At 56.5% G+C, this 16,768-nt stretch carries 17 protein-coding genes; 13 read left to right on the top strand and 4 right to left on the bottom strand.

Translation table 11 applies throughout. The features are described 5' to 3' along the window. Window positions 1-197 precede the first annotated feature (197 nt). The 3 genes from upp to hda all read left to right on the top strand — a co-directional run bounded on the left by upp (window position 198) and on the right by hda (window position 3,093). A complete protein-coding gene (gene upp / locus NR302_RS13945) occupies window positions 198-824 on the top strand; it encodes a uracil phosphoribosyltransferase (protein WP_008108331.1) in 627 nt (208 codons plus the stop codon). A gap of 190 nt (window positions 825-1,014) precedes the next feature. Next, window positions 1,015-2,298, top strand: coding sequence for a uracil permease (gene uraA / locus NR302_RS13940; protein ID WP_154181602.1), 1,284 nt, complete (start codon window positions 1,015-1,017; stop codon window positions 2,296-2,298). A 93-nt stretch (window positions 2,299-2,391) separates the two neighbouring features. Further along, a complete protein-coding gene (gene hda / locus NR302_RS13935) occupies window positions 2,392-3,093 on the top strand; it encodes a DnaA inactivator Hda (RefSeq protein ID WP_036649513.1) in 702 nt (233 codons plus the stop codon). Here the strand turns inward: hda and arsC are convergent. Continuing rightward, the gene (gene arsC / locus NR302_RS13930; RefSeq protein WP_258143741.1) at window positions 3,090-3,437 is read right to left on the bottom strand and encodes an arsenate reductase (glutaredoxin); all 348 of its coding nucleotides are present in this window, start codon (window positions 3,435-3,437) and stop codon (window positions 3,090-3,092) included. The genes hda and arsC overlap by 4 nt on opposite strands. Before the next feature lie 4 nt (window positions 3,438-3,441). Beyond that, window positions 3,442-4,905, bottom strand: a complete 1,464-nt coding sequence (locus tag NR302_RS13925; protein ID WP_258143740.1) for a M48 family metallopeptidase — start codon at window positions 4,903-4,905, stop codon at window positions 3,442-3,444. A gap of 641 nt (window positions 4,906-5,546) precedes the next feature. On the opposite strand from NR302_RS13925, the gene NR302_RS13920 reads away from it, so the two are divergent. From NR302_RS13920 to NR302_RS13875, 10 genes are all read left to right on the top strand, one after another. Next, complete coding sequence (locus NR302_RS13920; protein WP_008108336.1) at window positions 5,547-6,152, top strand: DsrE family protein; 606 nt, start codon at window positions 5,547-5,549, stop codon at window positions 6,150-6,152. A gap of 23 nt (window positions 6,153-6,175) precedes the next feature. Further along, window positions 6,176-6,784, top strand: a complete 609-nt coding sequence (locus NR302_RS13915) for a DsrE family protein (RefSeq protein ID WP_008108337.1) — start codon at window positions 6,176-6,178, stop codon at window positions 6,782-6,784. A gap of 126 nt (window positions 6,785-6,910) precedes the next feature. Beyond that, window positions 6,911-7,936: a substrate-binding domain-containing protein gene (locus tag NR302_RS13910; protein ID WP_258143739.1), complete on the top strand. Its 1,026-nt coding sequence runs from the start codon at window positions 6,911-6,913 to the stop codon at window positions 7,934-7,936. Beyond that, window positions 7,933-8,946: an ABC transporter substrate-binding protein gene (locus tag NR302_RS13905; protein WP_258143738.1), complete on the top strand. Its 1,014-nt coding sequence runs from the start codon at window positions 7,933-7,935 to the stop codon at window positions 8,944-8,946. The genes NR302_RS13910 and NR302_RS13905 overlap by 4 nt, the downstream gene beginning before the upstream one ends. After that, the gene (locus NR302_RS13900; RefSeq protein WP_258143737.1) at window positions 8,946-9,809 is read left to right on the top strand and encodes an ABC transporter permease; all 864 of its coding nucleotides are present in this window, start codon (window positions 8,946-8,948) and stop codon (window positions 9,807-9,809) included. The genes NR302_RS13905 and NR302_RS13900 overlap by 1 nt, the downstream gene beginning before the upstream one ends. Further along, window positions 9,806-10,618, top strand: coding sequence for an ABC transporter permease (locus NR302_RS13895; RefSeq protein WP_008108344.1), 813 nt, complete (start codon window positions 9,806-9,808; stop codon window positions 10,616-10,618). Before NR302_RS13900 ends, NR302_RS13895 begins: the two co-directional genes overlap by 4 nt. Further along, on the top strand, window positions 10,615-11,598 hold the full coding sequence (locus NR302_RS13890; RefSeq protein ID WP_258143736.1) for an ABC transporter ATP-binding protein: 984 nt from the start codon (window positions 10,615-10,617) through the stop codon (window positions 11,596-11,598). The genes NR302_RS13895 and NR302_RS13890 overlap by 4 nt, the downstream gene beginning before the upstream one ends. A gap of 250 nt (window positions 11,599-11,848) precedes the next feature. Continuing rightward, a complete protein-coding gene (locus NR302_RS13885; protein ID WP_374990645.1) occupies window positions 11,849-12,667 on the top strand; it encodes a phosphodiesterase in 819 nt (272 codons plus the stop codon). A gap of 165 nt (window positions 12,668-12,832) precedes the next feature. After that, window positions 12,833-14,425 carry a sensor domain-containing diguanylate cyclase gene (locus NR302_RS13880; RefSeq protein WP_258143734.1) on the top strand — a complete coding sequence of 531 codons (1,593 nt, stop codon included), beginning with the start codon at window positions 12,833-12,835 and terminating at the stop codon, window positions 14,423-14,425. Between the two features lie 57 nt (window positions 14,426-14,482). Then, window positions 14,483-15,556, top strand: a complete 1,074-nt coding sequence (locus NR302_RS13875; protein WP_008108349.1) for an AI-2E family transporter — start codon at window positions 14,483-14,485, stop codon at window positions 15,554-15,556. Window positions 15,557-15,590: 34 nt separating this feature from the next. Here the strand turns inward: NR302_RS13875 and bcp are convergent, their stop codons facing one another. Together bcp and NR302_RS13865 are read right to left on the bottom strand one after the other, a co-directional pair. Beyond that, entirely contained in the window at window positions 15,591-16,058 is a 468-nt protein-coding gene (gene bcp, locus NR302_RS13870; RefSeq protein ID WP_008108351.1) for a thioredoxin-dependent thiol peroxidase, read from the bottom strand. A 141-nt stretch (window positions 16,059-16,199) separates the two neighbouring features. Further along, the gene (locus NR302_RS13865) at window positions 16,200-16,766 is read right to left on the bottom strand and encodes a glycine cleavage system transcriptional repressor (RefSeq protein WP_036649519.1); all 567 of its coding nucleotides are present in this window, start codon (window positions 16,764-16,766) and stop codon (window positions 16,200-16,202) included. Between the last annotated feature and the right edge of the window lie 2 nt (window positions 16,767-16,768).

Genomic DNA, 16,768 nt, shown 5'->3' with positions numbered 1-16,768 from the left:
AAAAATTAAGCGCGGCAATTCTAACAGCGCAGGCAAACGTTTGCGAGTCCCATCTCATGCTGCCTTTGCATAGCCTCAGATTTTCGCCAATCCTTAGATGACGCAGGCTATTGACCGATGACATGTGGCGCAGCGGCGAAAAGGCGGTATAATCCGGCGATTTTTTTTTAGCTCAACTCAATTCCGGGAGAACAATCATGAAGATCGTGGAAGTCAAACACCCGCTGGTCAAACATAAACTGGGCCTGATGCGTGAGCATGATATCAGCACCAAGCGTTTCCGCGAGCTGGCCTCGGAAGTGGGCAGCTTGCTGACCTATGAAGCCACCGCCGATCTGGAAACCGAGCGCGTCACGATTGAAGGCTGGAATGGTCCGGTTGAAATCGATCAGATCAAAGGTAAAAAAATCACTGTGGTTCCGATTCTGCGTGCTGGCCTCGGCATGATGGAAGGTGTGCTCGAGCACGTGCCAAGCGCGCGCATCAGCGTGGTTGGCGTGTATCGTGATGAAGAGACGCTGGAGCCGGTACCGTATTTCCAGAAGCTGGTGTCGAACATTGAAGAGCGCCTGGCGCTGGTGGTCGACCCGATGCTGGCAACCGGTGGTTCGATGATCGCTACAATCGATCTGCTGAAGAAAGCCGGTTGTACCAGCATTAAAGTGCTGGTGCTGGTAGCAGCGCCTGAAGGTATTGCCGCGTTGGAGAAAGCGCATCCGGATGTGGAGCTTTACACCGCATCTATCGATCAGGGATTGAACGAGAAGGGCTACATCATTCCTGGACTCGGCGATGCCGGGGACAAGATTTTCGGAACCAAATAAAAGAAACCAGCCGGCCAGAGAGTCGGCTTTTTTTTGGCAAAAACACAACATTGTCATCCTCGAGTTATTCGAACCAGGGCAAGGCGGCAAACGAGTTCATCCCGATGAGCTTACATAAGTAAGTGATTCGGGTGAACGAGAGCAGCCAACGCAGCCATGGTTCGAAGAACGAAGAGGATAGGGGATAATAATGACTCGTCGCGCTATTGGTGTGAGCGAACGCCCACCGCTTTTACAAACCATTCCACTCAGCCTGCAGCATCTGTTCGCCATGTTCGGCGCAACCGTGCTGGTGCCGATTCTGTTCCACATCAACCCGGCCACGGTGTTGCTGTTTAACGGCGTCGGAACGCTGCTCTATCTGTTTATCTGTAAAGGCAAAATCCCGGCGTATCTCGGTTCAAGCTTTGCCTTTATTTCGCCGGTGCTGCTGCTGTTGCCGCTGGGTTACGAAGTGGCGCTGGGCGGTTTTATTCTCTGCGGTTTGCTGTTCTGCATTGTGGCGCTGATCGTCAAGAAAGCCGGCACCGGCTGGCTTGATGTGATGTTTCCACCGGCGGCGATGGGCGCGATTGTTGCGGTTATCGGTCTGGAACTGGCGGGCGTGGCGGCGAATATGGCAGGTTTACTGCCCGCTGACGGCACATCACCAGACAGCAAAACCGTGATCATCTCGATGGTGACGCTGGCGGTGACCGTGTTTGGTTCGGTGCTGTTCCGTGGTTTCCTCGCCATCATCCCGATTTTGGTCGGTGTGTTGGTGGGCTATGCGCTCTCTTACATGATGGGGATTGTGGACTGGACCGCGGTGGAAAATGCACCGTGGTTTGCGCTGCCAACCTTCTACACGCCGCGTTTTGAGTGGGTGGCGATGTTGACCATTCTACCGGCCGCGCTGGTGGTGATTGCCGAGCACGTAGGTCACTTAGTGGTCACCGCCAACATCGTGAAGAAAGATCTGATCCGCGATCCGGGCCTGCATCGCTCGATGTTCGCCAACGGATTATCCACCATGATCTCCGGTTTCTTCGGCTCCACGCCGAACACCACTTACGGCGAGAACATCGGCGTAATGGCGATTACCCGCGTCTACAGCACTTGGGTAATTGGCGGCGCGGCGATCTTTGCCATTCTGCTCTCGTGCGTTGGCAAACTGGCGGCGGCGATTCAGGCGGTTCCCGTGCCGGTGATGGGCGGCGTATCGCTGCTGCTCTACGGCGTGATCGGCGCGTCCGGTATTCGTGTGCTGATCGAATCTAAAGTGGATTACAACAAAGCGCAGAACCTGATCCTGACCTCGGTGATCCTGATCATCGGTGTGAGCGGTGCCAAAGTGCATATCGGCGCGGCCGAGCTGAAAGGCATGGCGCTGGCGACCATCGTTGGTGTCGGCCTGGCTTTGATCTTCCGTTTAATCAGCGTATTACGTCCGGAAGAAGTGGTGCTGGACGCTGAAGAGAAGCGCGAAAGTTAAGGCTGCAAGCCGGGCAGGGAAGCCCGGTTCATCTCCGGCAAAGATCGTGATAAACTTGCGCGGTTTTCTGCCCGCTCATCCGTTGAGGTACTTCTGAACACGCCGGCACAGCTCTCATTGCCACTCTATTTACCCGATGATGAAACCTTCGCCAGTTTCTGGCCGGGGGAAAACACGTCTCTGCTGGCGGCGCTGCAAGGCGCACTCTCTCAGCAACACGGTAGCTATCTCTATTTCTGGTCGCGCGAAGGCGGTGGCCGCAGTCATCTGCTGCACGCAGCCTGTGCGGAACTCTCGGCGCGCGGCGAAGCGGTGGGCTATGTGCCGCTGGATAAGCGCACGTGGTTTGTACCGGAAGTACTGGAAGGGATGGAGAATCTGGCGCTGGTGTGTATCGATAATATCGAGTGCATCGCAGGCGATCCGGAGTGGGAAATGGCGATCTTTGATCTCTACAACCGCATTCTGGAAATCGGTAAAACGCGTTTGCTGATTACCGGCGATCGACCGCCGCGTCAGCTGAATCTCGGCTTACCGGATTTGGCTTCACGCCTCGATTGGGGGCAGATTTACCGTTTGCAGCCGCTCTCGGATGATGACAAATTACAGGCGATGCAGCTGCGCGCTGGACTGCGTGGTTTTGAGTTGCCGGAAGATGTCGGGCGCTTCCTGCTGAAACGCCTCGACCGTGAGATGCGCACGCTGTTTGATACGCTGGATCGTCTCGATCGCGCCTCCATCAGCGCCCAACGCAAACTTACCATTCCCTTTGTTAAAGAAGCGCTGGAGCTTTAGAGAATCTCCAGCACCGCTTCAGGTGGACGGCCAATACGCGCCTGTTCGCCATTAATCACGATTGGGCGTTCGATCAGTTTCGGATGTTCCACCATCGCCTGCAGCAGCTGATCCTCGCTTAACTCGCTATTCGCTAAAGCCAGCTCTATATACAGATCCTCTTTGCGGCGCATCAGTTCGCGTGCGCTGTGCATGCCGAGCTGTTGCAGCAGGCGCTGTAGCGTTGGCACATCGGGCGGCGTCTCAAGATAGAGCACCACTTCGGGCTCAATACCTTTCTCCTGCAACAGCGCAAGCGTCTCGCGGCTTTTGCTGCAGCGCGGGTTGTGATAAATGCTGACCATCTTCTTATCCTTTTTGATAAACCTTAAAACGCTTCTGCAATTCACGGAACTGATCGATACGTGCGTCATAACGCGCCTGTTTCAGGCTGCCGAGCGGCACCTGCGCGCTGGCGCTGCTTAAGGTGGAGATCGCCTGATCAAGCTGGCCATTCAGCGCCAAACCTTCAGCGCGCGCTGAAAGTTCTTCATCCCGTAAACCCTGCGCCGCCGAAGCCTGCGCCAGCAGATCAAAGGCGTTCACATCGTCTGGATGGGCAAAGGTGTAGCGATTGAGGATGCGGCTGGCGTTGGCTGGCTGTTTCGCTTCGACATAGGCGTTAGCCAGGTTCAGTTGCAGTACCGGATTGGTGCTGCTGCCTTTGGAGCTGGTCAACATGGCAATCGCCTGCTGCGGCTGATTCAGGCCGATGTCGATGTCGGTCATGATATCGAGGAACCAGACGTTATCCGGCTGCTTCGCCAGCAGCGGAGCGATCACGCGTTTGGCGCTATCAAAGTTTTTAGCCTGCAGGAACTGCACCGCTTTGCCGTACTGCGCCGCCTGCTGCTCGCGCACGTTGCCTTTGGCGTATTCATTCAACAGGTCATCGGTCAGCTGATTGCGGCCAGTAGCGTACATGCCGAGCGAACGCACTTTCGCCATGTAGAAATCCTGCGACGACTGCACCACCACCGGACGCATCTGGTTGGCGCGGTTACGCGCATCGGCCAGTCGGCTGTCGGGTAACGGATGCGTCAGCAAAATTTCCGGTGGCTTGGAGGAGAAGCGGCTCTGATCCGCCAGCTTCTGCAGGAAAGTCGGCATTGCTTGCGGATCGAAGCCGGCGCGCTGCAGCACCTGAATACCAATGCGGTCGGCTTCCTGTTCGTTGCCCTGGGTAAAGCTGATAATGCCTTGCTGCGCGCCCGCCAGCGTACCGGTTAAGGCCGCCATGCCCGCTTGCGGACTGGCCATCGCCAGCAGAATCGACCCCAATGCGCCCACCCAGGTCAGCGGCGCATTGCGTCGCTGCTCTTCCATGGCGCGCGCCAGATGGCGCTGCGTGACGTGCGAGATTTCGTGCGCCATCACCGACGCCAGCTGGCTTTCGTTATCGGTGTAGCGGAACAGCGACGAATGCAGCACCACGTTGCCACCAAAGAAGGCGAAGGCGTTGAGTTCATCGTTCTGGATCAAAAAGAAGTGGAACGGTGTGCGTACCGAGTTGGCATGCGCCACCAGACGCTGACCGAGCTCATTAATGTATTGATTCAACAACGGATCGTTAATCAGAGGCGCACTGGCGCGCAGCTGGCGTACGTAGAAGTCGCCCATCTGCAGTTCCTGATTAATAGAGAGCGTTGAACCTGCTGTGGTGCCCATGTCGGGCAGCGTATCACTGACGTCAGCGCGCACACTCAGCGCAGGCGTCAGCAGCAGCGTAGGAATAAGGGCCGCCAGCAATGATTTTTTCAACCGGTTAAACATGCCTTGATCCTGTAAAAGTCACCCGAAATTGGACAGGTAAGTGGTTCAAATGTTCTGCACTATTTTCCATTTGCGTAACGCGCTCTATCTTAACCAGACTGAGACAACAAGCAAACGACGAAGCTTGATGGGTTTTAAATGAAAAAAATGGTTACAGCGCGACGAAATTGCAGCAAAAAATTGAATAGGCTGCAGCGAGATAAACAGGCTTCTTAACCGGAAAAAGTTAAAGTTACGTAAAGTTACTCAAAATTATTGAGCCTGGCATGAACTTTTCCAGGTTTACTCTGAAAAGAAGAGGCAAATCAGCGCTGTTGGCCCGCTTTATCCATCAGTGATTTTAATCGTGATTATGGTGTTAAGGGCATTTTGCACAGTAATTATTGGACAGATTTTAAACGCACGTAAACTTATCCTTTCTGGATTATGGTCACAATTTCACGGCCACTCTTTTCTCAACTCCTGGCAAAGCGTCAATCGAAAGCCTTTTTCAATTAACCCTGCTAATTATTTTGCACGCAACCATTCAGCCGGACAGCCCGTCACTACAGGACTTTTGCCATGCTCACGCTGTGGTATAGATAAAGCACTTTATTCAAACGGACTGTGAATTGACGCGCAGTGCATGCCGGAGAGTTTTTATGCGTTCTGTAGTCTCATACGCCCTTATCGCGATTGTCGGTGGCTTTGTTGGCGCCACCGTGAGCAAAGGTGATGACTTATATCAGCGTGTTGTCAGCCATTTTTCTGCCGAACCTACCGATCCCGACGGTTTCTGGAGCACGCCGGCCGTCGACGGCTACGGCAAAATCCATTACGAGCCGGATGCCGCCTTTAAACCGGTGGTGGGTTTAAGCAACAAAGTGGTGTTTCAAATCACCAAAAGTGAAGGAGAGATGACGCGGCCAAATCTTGGTCTTGAACGTGTCGCGCGCGTGGTGAATCTCTATATCGCTTCGGGCGTACCGGCCGACGACCTGCACTTTGTGGTGTCCGTTACCGGTGATGCCACGCCTGCGATGCTGGATAACGCGCATTTCCAGCAGTTCTACAAAGCGGACAACCCTAATCTGGCGCTGATTGGCGCGCTGAATAAGTTGGGCGTGAAAGTTTCAGTGTGCGATCAGTCGGTGGCGTTCCATCACTTCCCGAAAGAGTGGATTGACCCATCGGTGATTCATGCACTCTCCAGCCCGACCACCGTGTCGACGCTGGAAAATCAGGGTTATGCACTCTTACAGATGTAAATCTCAGGCACAGGAGAAGTGAAATGCGTCCAGCATCCTATATCGTTATTGCGGCCCTGGCAGGTTTTGTCGGCGGCAATGTATTACAACTGCCCGATTTGGTCGACAAGGTCAGCGATAAATTTGCCGACAAGAAAACCGAACCGGCTGACTTCTGGAGCACGCCGGCGATCGACGGCTACGGCAAAATCCATTATGTGAGTGTGCCCGACTACAATCCTGCCACCACGCCGGGATTGAGCAATAAAATCGTCTTCCAGATCAACCGTAATGAAGGGGATATTCATCAGGCCAACCTTGGGCTGGAGCGCGTGGCGCGCGTCACCAACCTCTATTACGCGGCGGGTGTACCGCTCGATCAGCTGAAGTTTGTGGTGTCGATCAACAGCGATGCGGTTCCTGCCGCGCTGAACAACGATCAGTTCCGCAAAGCGTACGGCACTGATAACCCGAATCTCAAGCTCATTGATGAGCTGAGAAAAGCCGGCGTGAAGGTGACCATTTGCGATCAGTCGGTGGCTTTCCATCAGCTGGAACGTGACTGGATTGATACGCGCGTCACCCACACGCTGTCGAGCGGCACCACCGTGGCGTCGCTGCAAAACGAAGGTTATGCCTTCCTGATGTTGTAATTCCTGCCTGACAGCAGTTCACGCTGCTGTCATCTCGCTGTCATTTCTCCGCGATGTTGCTGTCACAGTTCGCCGCTAGTTTAAGCGCCAATGAGATCGATCTCATTGGCACTTTACGAGGCGAATATGTCCGATTTAATCAGCGTGGCCAAACTGGCTGGCGTTTCTCGCGCCACCGCTGCACGCGCATTTTCTGATCCGCATCTACTGCGTGCTGACACGCTGGAAAAAGTGTTGAGCGCCTCCGAGCAGCTCGGCTTTCGCCCCAATCACATTGCCCGCCAACTGCGTACCCAAAGTTCAACCACCTTCGGCGTGCTGCTGCCGTCGCTGCTCAATCCGATCTTCGCCCGCCAACTGCAAGCGATGGAGCGGCAGGCGCGTGCCGCCGGTTACGGTCTGCTAGTGGCAACCAGCGATTATCAGCCAGAGCGCGAAGCGGCGATTGTGGAACACATGCTGAATCAGCGCGTGGCCGGTTTGGTTCTTACCGTTGCCGACGCCGATAACAGCGCCATTCTGCATACGCTGCATCAAGCCAGCATGCCGTTTGTCCTGACGCACAACGTGCCGCAGGAAACCCATTGGCCAGCTATTTGCGTCGATAACCGTCAGGCGATGCAAGAAGCCACTCAACATCTGCTTGAACTCGGCCATCGCCACATTGGCATGGTGGCTGGGCCGATGCTGCAATCCGATCGCGCACGTCTGCGCTATCAGGGCTATTGCGATGCGATGCAACAAGCCGGACTCGACGCGCTGCCGGTGATTGAAATGCCCAGCCATACCCAATCTGATTTCGCTCTGCTGCAGCCGCAGCTGCAAGGCGGCACGCCGCTGAGCGCGGTGATTTGCACTAACGATCTGCTCGCCATCAGCCTGATTGGTGCGGCGGCGCGCGCCGGTGTGCGCATTCCGCAGCAGCTGTCGGTGATGGGTTTTGATGGCATCGATATCGGCGAGCAAATCGCGCCGTCGCTGGCGAGCGTGACGCAACCCGCCGACATGCTCGGCGCGGGTGCCATCGACATGTTGTTACAACAAGCCAGTCGCGGCACTCGCGTACTGGCGCATCGGTTGCGCAGCGGCGAAAGCATCGCTGCGCCCGCAACCGCTTTTTCTTCAATTGCCAACATCAGGGAACCATCATGAAAAAAGTCACCATCATTGCCGGGGCGCTCGCACTGACCGCCGGTTCGCTGTTCAGTAGTTTCACCCAGGCCGCTGAGACGGCAATTTGCTACAACTGTCCTCCCGAGTGGGCGGATTGGGGAACCCAGCTTAACGCCATTGCCAAAGACACCGGGATTCAGGTGCCGCAGGACAACAAAAACTCCGGCCAGGCGCTGGCGCAGCTGGTGGCGGAGAAGGGCAATCCGGTGGCAGATGTGGTTTATTACGGCGTCAGTTTTGGCATCCAGGCGGACAGCGCCGGTGTCATCAGCAGCTACAAGCCCGCGCATTGGGACGAGATCCCAGCCGGAATGAAAGATCCCGATGGCAAATGGGTGGCGCTGCACTCCGGCACCATGGGTTTTATGGTTAACGTTGATGCGCTGGGTGGCGCGCCGGTGCCGCAATCCTGGGACGATCTGCTGAAGCCGGAATACAAAGGGATGATCGGCTATCTCGATCCGGCCAGTGCTTTTGTCGGTTACGTGGCGGCCGTGGCGGTCAACCAGGCGAAGGGCGGCAATATGAATGACTTCACGCCTGCGCTGACCTGGTTCAAAAAATTACAGGCAAACCAGCCGATCGTACCGAAGCAAACCGCCTACGCGCGCCTGATCTCCGGTGAAATTCCAATCCTGCTCGACTACGACTTCAACGCCTATCGCGCCAAATATAAAGATCACGCCAATGTCGCTTTTGTGATTCCGAAAGAAGGCACGGTCACGGTGCCGTACGTCATCAGCCTGGTGAAGAACGCGCCGCACGCAGACAACGGCAAGAAAGTGATCGACTACGTGTTGTCGGATAAAGGTCAGGCGATTTGGGCCAATGCCTTCCTGCGTCCGGTGCGCACCTCGGCGATGTCCGCAGAGGCGAAGAAATTCTTCCTGCCAGACAGCGATTATGCGCGTGCGCAAACCGTGAATTATCAGCAGATGGCCGATGCGCAGAAAGCCTTCTCGGCGAAATACCTGAGCGAGATTCGTTAATGTCGATGGCTGACACCCTGGCGGCCTCGCGCCGCCAGATTCGTACGCAACCGGGCAGCCGCTGGCTGTGGCTGACGCTGCCCGCGCTGCTGTTCTTCTGCGCTTTCTGGCTGTTGCCGTTTGCCCGTTTGCTGCAAATCGGCATGCAGAACGATCGCAGCACCCAGCACAGCGGTTACTGGACGGTGATCACCCAGCCGCACTATCTGCTGAGCCTGCTGAACACCGTGCTGCTGTCGCTGGCGGTGACGCTGGTGACGCTACTGATTGCCGCTATCGTCGGCTGCTTTCTGGCGCGCCAGCGCTTTACCGGGCGCGGCACCTTGCTGGCGCTGCTGACCTTCCCGCTGGCGTTTCCCGGCGTGGTGGTGGGTTTTCTGGTGGTGATGCTGGCCGGGCGTCAGGGATTGCTGGCGCAAGTCAGCATGAGCCTGGTGCATGAGCGCTGGACGCTGGCCTATTCGCTGGCGGGGCTGTTTATCGGTTACCTCTATTTCTCGCTGCCGCGCGCCATCGTCACGCTGGTGGCGGCGAGTGAAAAACTCGATCGCTCGCTGGAAGAAGCGGCGCGTTCCCTTGGTGCCAGCCAGTGGCGCATCACCTGGGATGTGATTGTTCCCGGCCTGCAACCGGCGCTGCTCTCTACCGGCGCGCTGTGCTTCGCTACCAGCATGGGCGCCTTTGGCACCGCCTTTACGCTCGGCACTGATTTAGCGGTGCTGCCGCTGACCATTTACGGCGAGTTCACCAACTACGCCAACTTTGCCACCGCCGCCGCGCTATCAGTATTGATGGGCGGATTCGCCTGGCTGGCGCTGATGCTGGCGCGCCGTCTGGCGCAGTCTAAGGAAGCGCAATCATGAAACGTCGTGGACTGTTTAGCCTGCAACTGCTGATCACCGCCATTACCGCGCTGTTTATGATCGTGCCGGTGGTGCTGTCGATGCTGGCGGGCGTCACCAATAACTATTTTATCGGCCTGCGCAGCGGCTTCACGCTGAAGTGGGTGGAGCAAGTGTGGCAGATGTACGCCGATACCTTCTGGCTGTCGCTGCTGATCGCGCTGTTCTGCCTATTGCTCACCTTGGTGATTGGCGTGCCCGCCGCGTGGGGATTGCTGAAAGCGCCGGGCCGCTGGGCGGCACGTATTGAAGAGTGTTTGATGCTACCGGTGGCGCTGCCCGGTCTGGCGACCGCGCTCGGTATCATTCTGCTCTACGGCCAGTTTTCCGGCCTGCGCGACAGCTGGCTGTTTATCCTGATTGGTCACGTGCTGTTTACCTTGCCGTTTATGATGCGGCCGGTGCTGGCGGTGATGCAGGCAGTAGATATGCCGCGCCTCGAAGAAGCCTCGGCCAGCCTTGGTGCCAGCTTGTGGCAGCGCTTCTTTACCGTGGTGGTACCGAACTGCCGCAACGGCATTCTCGCCGGTGCTTTTATGGTGATCACGCTGTCGGTGGGCGAATTCAACATCACCTGGATGTTGCATACGCCGCTGACCAAAACCTTGCCGGTTGGCCTCGCCGACAGTTACGCCTCGATGAGGCTGGAAGTGGGCTCCGCCTACACGCTGATTTTCATTCTGATGATTCTGCCGCTGCTGCTGATGCTCAATGCTGTGAATCACTGGCTTAACCGCGCGGTTTCGCGCCAACACAAGGAGGCAGCATGAATCCTGCGGCCGTTACCGTGACGCTGCGCGGCTGCGCACGTCACTTTAATCATCATCAGGCGCTACAACCGCTCGATCTCACCGTTCATGCCGGCGAAACGCTGGTGCTGCTGGGGCCGTCCGGCTGCGGCAAAACCACCACGCTGCGCATTATCAGTGGGCTGGAGAGCTGCGACGTCGGCGGCGAAGTGTGGTTTGACGATCGCAACGTTACCGCGTTGCCGATTGAAAAACGCAACGTCGGCATGGTGTTCCAGAACTACGCGCTGTTCCCGAATCTCAATGTGGCCGAGAACGTGGCGTACGGCCTGAAAGTGCAGGGCGTGGCGCGTGCCGAACGCGAAGCGCGCGTGCAGGAGATGCTGGCGCTGGTGGATCTCACCGCGCTGGCGCAGCGTAGCATCGACAAACTCTCCGGCGGGCAGAAGCAGCGTGTGGCACTGGCGCGCGCGTTAGCTGCGCGGCCCAAAGTGCTGCTGTTTGATGAGCCGCTGGCGGCATTGGATGCGCGCCTGCGCGATCGTCTGCGTCTGGAGATCGGCGCGCTGTTGAAGAAGCTGGCGATCACCGCAGTGTACGTGACGCACGATCAGCAGGAAGCGATGGCGCTCGGCGACCGTATCGCGGTGATGGAGCAGGGACGTTTGGTGCAAATCGATACGCCGCAGAACATCTATCAGCGTCCGGCATCAAAATTTGTCGCCGATTTTGTTGGTGCGATTAACTGCGTGGATGTGGATACGCGCGGCAATCCGCAGCGTTTCTGCCGTCCGGAAGATGTGCTGCTGGCCAGCGATGATCGCTATCAGCGTCAGGGCTTTATTGTCGCCAGCACCTTTTTGGGCGCGTCGCAGCGGCTGATGATCGATATCGGGCTGGCCACGCCGATTCAGGTGGATCGCCACGCGCGCGAAGCCTGGCATGCCGGACAAGCGGTGAGCTGGACGCTGGCGCAGGACGCTGCACTGCAGTTCTCTTAATTGGCCCGGTCGCCATAAATGGCGACCCTACAAAAGCGAGCGGTGCCGTCGTAGGGTCGCCATTAATGGCGACCGATAAGCGAGCGGTGCCGTCGTAGGGTCGCCATTAATGGCGACCGATAAGCGAGCGGTGCCGTCGTAGGGTCGCGATTAATGGCGACCGATAAGCGTGCAGTGCCGTTGTAGGGTCGCCATTAATGGCGACCGGCCGGCGTTTCATATCCAAAGGAAAAAATTCGTGTCTGAAGCAATGACGCTAATCGCGCAAATTAGCGATTTACACATCAAGGCCAACGGCCGTTTGTCCTACAAAAAAGTCGACACCCAAGCCGCGCTGCTGCGGGTCATCGAGACGCTTAACCGCCTTACTCCGCGCCCGGACATGGTGGTGATCACCGGCGATCTGGTCGATTTCGGCACGGCGGAAGAGTATCAAACGTTGAAGCAGGCGCTGCGTCATTTGCAAATACCGTTTCTGCTGATGCCAGGCAATCACGACGATCGTCAGGCGCTGCGTGCGGCGTTTCCGGATCATCACTATTTGCAGCACGGTGAAACCCTGAACTGGCAGATGCAGGTGAAAGGCGTGCAGTTGCTGGCGCTCGATTCCAGCGTGCCGCAGCAGCCGTGGGGCTATGTGGATGAAGCGCAGCTGCAGTGGCTTGATGAGCAGTTGCAGCGCCAGCCGCAGTTGCCAACGCTAGTGATGCTGCATCATCCGCCGTTTCTCTGCGGCATAGAACATATGGATAACCAACCGCTGCGCAATCCGGCGGCGCTGGCGGCGATTATCCAGCGTCATCCGCAGGTGGAACGCGTGCTGAGCGGCCATCTGCATCGCTCGGTGCAGGCGCGTTTTGCCGGTACCCTGGCCTGTGTTGCGCCGGGCGTTTCGCATCAGGTAGCGTTTGATCTCGCGGAAAATGGTCCAGCCAATTTTGTGCTGGAGCCGCCGGGTTTCCTGCTGCATCGCTGGCATCCGCAGCAGGGCATGAGCACGCATTTGTGTGCTATCGGCGATTATCCCGGTCCGTGGCCGTTTTACGACGCCAACGGTTTGATCGATTAGCGCCAGCGCAGAGAAAGAAATCTGTGTGGCTGACAGGATGCTTCGTGCTCAATTTGCGTTGTGGGTGTACAATCGCCCGTTAGCTCACCAGGGCAAGTGCATCCAACAATAACAAGACTGTCAGGCACACATATTGATGAATCTATTCACTAAGGCCGGCGCGCCATGCTAATGCGCCTGCGGCCAAAAACTGACCTGCGAACGCTGATCGCGCTATTGGCGATCACCAGCATCGTCATCACGCTTGCCAACACCTTGTACGCCACCTGGCGCGTGCAACGTATGGTCCTGATCGAAAGTACCCTCGAAGCCAATCGCGCCTACGCTACCAAACTGGCGGCGACCACTGAGGTCTTCTTTCAGCTGGCTCAGTCGCAGCTGCACTACAGCGCGACGCAGTTGGGCAATGATTTTGATAATGCCGATTTGTCGCAGCAGGAAGTGAATCGCCTGCGTGAGCAAACCAACAGTTTCAACTCGGTGGCAGTTGTGGACAGCAACGGCATCGTGAAAGCCATTTCACCCGAATCGCTGATGCTGAAGGGCATGCAGCTGACCAGCCAGGCTTCGCGTGAGGCGCTGGCGCAGCGTCAGCCGATGGTCAGCAAGCCCAGCATTTCCGCTGCCAATAACCTGATTGTGTTTGTCTCCTGGCCGATCTGGAGCAAAGACGGACGCTACCTTGGCTACGTCGGCGGTACCATCTACCTGAAGAAGAAAAGCATCCTCAACGCGCTGCTCGGTGAGCAGTTCTATCGCGATGGCACCCACGTTTACGTGCTGGATCGCAATAATCAGGTGCTCTATCACCAGAACAGCCAGCTGATTGGTAAAAGCGTGCCGGGCATCGTCAGCGATCGCCAGCGCGAAGAGAAAACCAACGGTGAAGTGCAACTGACGGAAGAGAACGTGCCTAAGCTGGCCGGTTACGCCATCGTGCCGACCACCGGCTGGATGGTGGTGGCGCTGAAACCCACCGATGTCACGCTGGCGCCGCTCACCGGTTTACTGCTGAAAGTATTGAAAAACTCGGTGCCGTTTGCGCTGCTGACCTTGCTGGTGGCGGTGATTCTGGCGCGCCTGATTGCGCTGCCGCTGTGGCAGCTGGCGCGCAAAGCCAGCCAGATGGATTCACAAGGCGTGTCGAGTGAGATTGGCGGTATTCGCGCCTGGTATTTCGAAGCGGCGCAGGTCAAACGTGCGCTGCTTACCGGCATTGGTTTAGTACAGGACAAAATTGGTCGCCTGAAATCGGAAGTGCAGAGCGATCCCATGACCAATCTGCTTAATCGCCGTGGCCTGAGCGCGGTGCTCGACTACTTCGCCACTATGCGTCAACCCTTCTCGGTGCTGGCGCTGGATATCGATCACTTCAAACGCGTCAACGATACCTTTGGTCATGATGTGGGTGATGAAGTCATTAAACATGTGGCGCGAACCTTACGCGGCAGCGCACGTCAAACCGATGTGGTGTGCCGTAACGGCGGGGAAGAGTTCCTGATGCTGCTGCCTGCGACCTCGGTTGAGGATGCGCGCATTCTGGCTGAACGTGTGCGCATCAGCATTGCGGAAAACTGGATCGATCAGGTCGGCAATGTCACGCTATCGGTGGGCATTGCCGACTGGCAGCCGGAAAGTGGTACGCAGGAGCAGAGTCTCAAGCAAGCCGATGCCGCGCTCTATCAGGCGAAAAATGCCGGACGCAACTGCGTGATGATCTCCGGTCAGGATGCGTTGGTCAGTAGCATTACACACTAAGTTTTTTGTAGGGTCGCCATTCATGGCGACCACATTTTTAGTATCAAGGATGTTTTAATGCTCGTTCTGCTTTATCAATGGTACAAACGCCGCTTCAGCGATCCGCAGGCCATCGGGCTGCTGGTGATTCTGCTGGCGGCGTTTTGCATTCTGTTCTTCCTCAGCGGTTTGCTGGCACCGCTGTTAGTGGCGTTGGTGCTGGCTTATCTGCTGGAGTGGCCAACGGTGCGCTTGCAGCGCGTTGGCTGTAGCCGAACCTGGGCAACCAGCGCGGTGCTGGTGGTGTTTGCCGGCATCTTGCTGGTGATGGTGCTGATTGTCGCGCCGGTGGCGTGGCAGCAGGGCATCAACCTGACGCGTGACCTGCCCAACATGCTGAATAAGCTCTATGTGTTTGCTGCTGGCCTGCCGAAGCGTTATCCGGCGCTGGTCGATGCGGGTATCATCGATATTATCGTCGAAAACTTGCGCAGCCGTCTCACCGGCTTGGGCGAATCGCTGGTGAAGTATTCGCTGGCGTCGCTGGTGGGTTTAATGACGCTGATGATCTATCTGGTGCTGGTGCCGCTGATGGTGTTCTTCCTGCTGAAAGATAAAGAGCAGATGCTGAATGCGGTACGTCGCGTGCTGCCGCGCAATCGCGGTTTGGCGGGCGTGGTGTGGCAAGAGATGAATCAACAGATCACCAACTACATTCGCGGCAAAGTGCTGGAGATGGTGGCGGTGGGATTTGTCACCTGGCTGGCGTTCCTGCTGCTGGGCCTCAACTACTCGCTGCTGCTGGCGGTGTTGGTGGGTATTTCGGTGTTGATTCCTTATATCGGCGCAATGGTGGTGACCATTCCGGTAATTGGCGTTGGCCTGTTCCAGTGGGGATTGGGCAGCGATTTCTGGACCATGATAGCCATTTATCTGGTGATTCAGGCGCTGGATGGCAACGTGCTGGTGCCGATTCTGTTCTCTGAAGCAGTCAACCTGCATCCGTTGGTGATCATTCTGTCGGTGGTGATTTTCGGCGGGATGTGGGGATTCTGGGGCGTGTTCTTTGCGATTCCGCTGGCGACGCTGGTGAAAGCGGTGGTGCGTGCGTGGCCAGAAACCCCGGCGCTCGACGAGCCGCGCGCTGAGTAAAAGAAAACGGGTGCGACCTGCGCACCCGTTTACATCAGGCTGACTTCAGATAATCCAGCACAATGTCGTGGTGGTTGGAGGTTTTGAAGTCGTCGAACACTTTCTCAACTTTGCCATTGGCATCAATCAGGAAACTGATGCGGTGAATGCCGTCATAGGTTTTGCCCATAAAGGTTTTTTCACCCCAAACGCCAAACTGCTCACACACCTGATGATCTTCATCCGATAACAGCGTGAAGTTCAGCAGCTCTTTATCGGCAAAGCGCGACAGCTTCTCAGGCTTATCGGTGCTGATACCCAGAATCTCAACGCTAATTTTTTTCAACTCATCCATGTTGTCGCGCAGTCCGCAAGCCTGCACGGTGCAACCCGGCGTCATGGCTTTCGGATAGAAATAGACCAGAACGCGCTGTCCCTGGAAGTCGGCCAAATTTACTTGTTCGCCGTCCTGATCGGGCAAGCTAAATTTCGGTGCAGTATCACCGGCTTTCAGTGGATTCATCACAACTCTCCATTTTTTCTACATGCTGTGGGTAATACACCATCAAGAGTAAAAGTGCCAGGTGGTGTTTACCGTCAGGGTTATTTCACAACACGGTTTGCCGCAGCGGCAGAGTGTGTGGCGAAATAACCCGGAGCCTGATTAAACGGTGCTGTCAGCATCGTCGGTGACACTATAAAGACGAATTGAGCCTTGTGCATGCAGTTCTTCGCACAGCTGATTGAAAGCCTGCTCGATGGGCGCACTGAACTGATTGGCCGGGCTGTGCGCTGTCATTTGAATATAGAGCGTGGGCGCAACGTCGTCCTGAGCGGGTTGAATCCGCGATACCAGTTCGGCGATGTTCATTTGATGTTTATCGAACAGATCGGTAAAGCGTTCAATGATGTGCGGTGAATCCGGCACTTCAACCTGCACCCATACGGTGGCGGGCATCGGTGGCGTGACGCGTGCATTGGTGCGCTTCATCACAATCAGCAGTTCCAGCTCTGCCCCTTTCATCGGCAGCGTCGATTCAATCAGGGTTATCGCGTTCCAGCTACCGGAAAGCAGCATGATAAAGGTGAACTCATCGCCCAGCATCGCCAAACGGCTGTCTTCGATATTACAGCCGCAGCTGCTGACGTGGCGGGTGATGGTATTGACGATACCCGGACGATCAACGCCCAGTGCGGTGATCACCAGATGGTGAGGCTGTGACTGCGACAAAA

Source organism: Pantoea sp. SOD02 (assembly GCF_024707505.1).
GTDB classification, from domain to species: Bacteria; Pseudomonadota; Gammaproteobacteria; order Enterobacterales; family Enterobacteriaceae; genus Pantoea; species Pantoea symbiotica.
The sequence above is the reverse complement of the archived record's forward strand: the minus strand, read 5'-3'. Positions and strand labels throughout refer to the sequence as shown.

Bases quoted from the DNA above. Each gene is read 5' to 3' on its own strand.
- upp (WP_008108331.1), top strand. From the start codon at position 198: ATGAAGATCGTGGAAGTCAAACACCCGCTGGTCAAACATAAACTGGGC.
- uraA (WP_154181602.1), top strand. From the start codon at position 1,015: ATGACTCGTCGCGCTATTGGTGTGAGCGAACGCCCACCGCTTTTACAA.
- arsC (WP_258143741.1), bottom strand. From the start codon at position 3,437: ATGGTCAGCATTTATCACAACCCGCGCTGCAGCAAAAGCCGCGAGACG.
- NR302_RS13925 (WP_258143740.1), bottom strand. From the start codon at position 4,905: ATGTTTAACCGGTTGAAAAAATCATTGCTGGCGGCCCTTATTCCTACG.
- NR302_RS13920 (WP_008108336.1), top strand. From the start codon at position 5,547: ATGCGTTCTGTAGTCTCATACGCCCTTATCGCGATTGTCGGTGGCTTT.
- NR302_RS13915 (WP_008108337.1), top strand. From the start codon at position 6,176: ATGCGTCCAGCATCCTATATCGTTATTGCGGCCCTGGCAGGTTTTGTC.
- NR302_RS13910 (WP_258143739.1), top strand. From the start codon at position 6,911: ATGTCCGATTTAATCAGCGTGGCCAAACTGGCTGGCGTTTCTCGCGCC.
- NR302_RS13905 (WP_258143738.1), top strand. From the start codon at position 7,933: ATGAAAAAAGTCACCATCATTGCCGGGGCGCTCGCACTGACCGCCGGT.
- NR302_RS13900 (WP_258143737.1), top strand. From the start codon at position 8,946: ATGTCGATGGCTGACACCCTGGCGGCCTCGCGCCGCCAGATTCGTACG.
- NR302_RS13895 (WP_008108344.1), top strand. From the start codon at position 9,806: ATGAAACGTCGTGGACTGTTTAGCCTGCAACTGCTGATCACCGCCATT.
- NR302_RS13890 (WP_258143736.1), top strand. From the start codon at position 10,615: ATGAATCCTGCGGCCGTTACCGTGACGCTGCGCGGCTGCGCACGTCAC.
- NR302_RS13885 (WP_374990645.1), top strand. From the start codon at position 11,849: ATGACGCTAATCGCGCAAATTAGCGATTTACACATCAAGGCCAACGGC.
- NR302_RS13880 (WP_258143734.1), top strand. From the start codon at position 12,833: ATGCTAATGCGCCTGCGGCCAAAAACTGACCTGCGAACGCTGATCGCG.
- NR302_RS13875 (WP_008108349.1), top strand. From the start codon at position 14,483: ATGCTCGTTCTGCTTTATCAATGGTACAAACGCCGCTTCAGCGATCCG.
- bcp (WP_008108351.1), bottom strand. From the start codon at position 16,058: ATGAATCCACTGAAAGCCGGTGATACTGCACCGAAATTTAGCTTGCCC.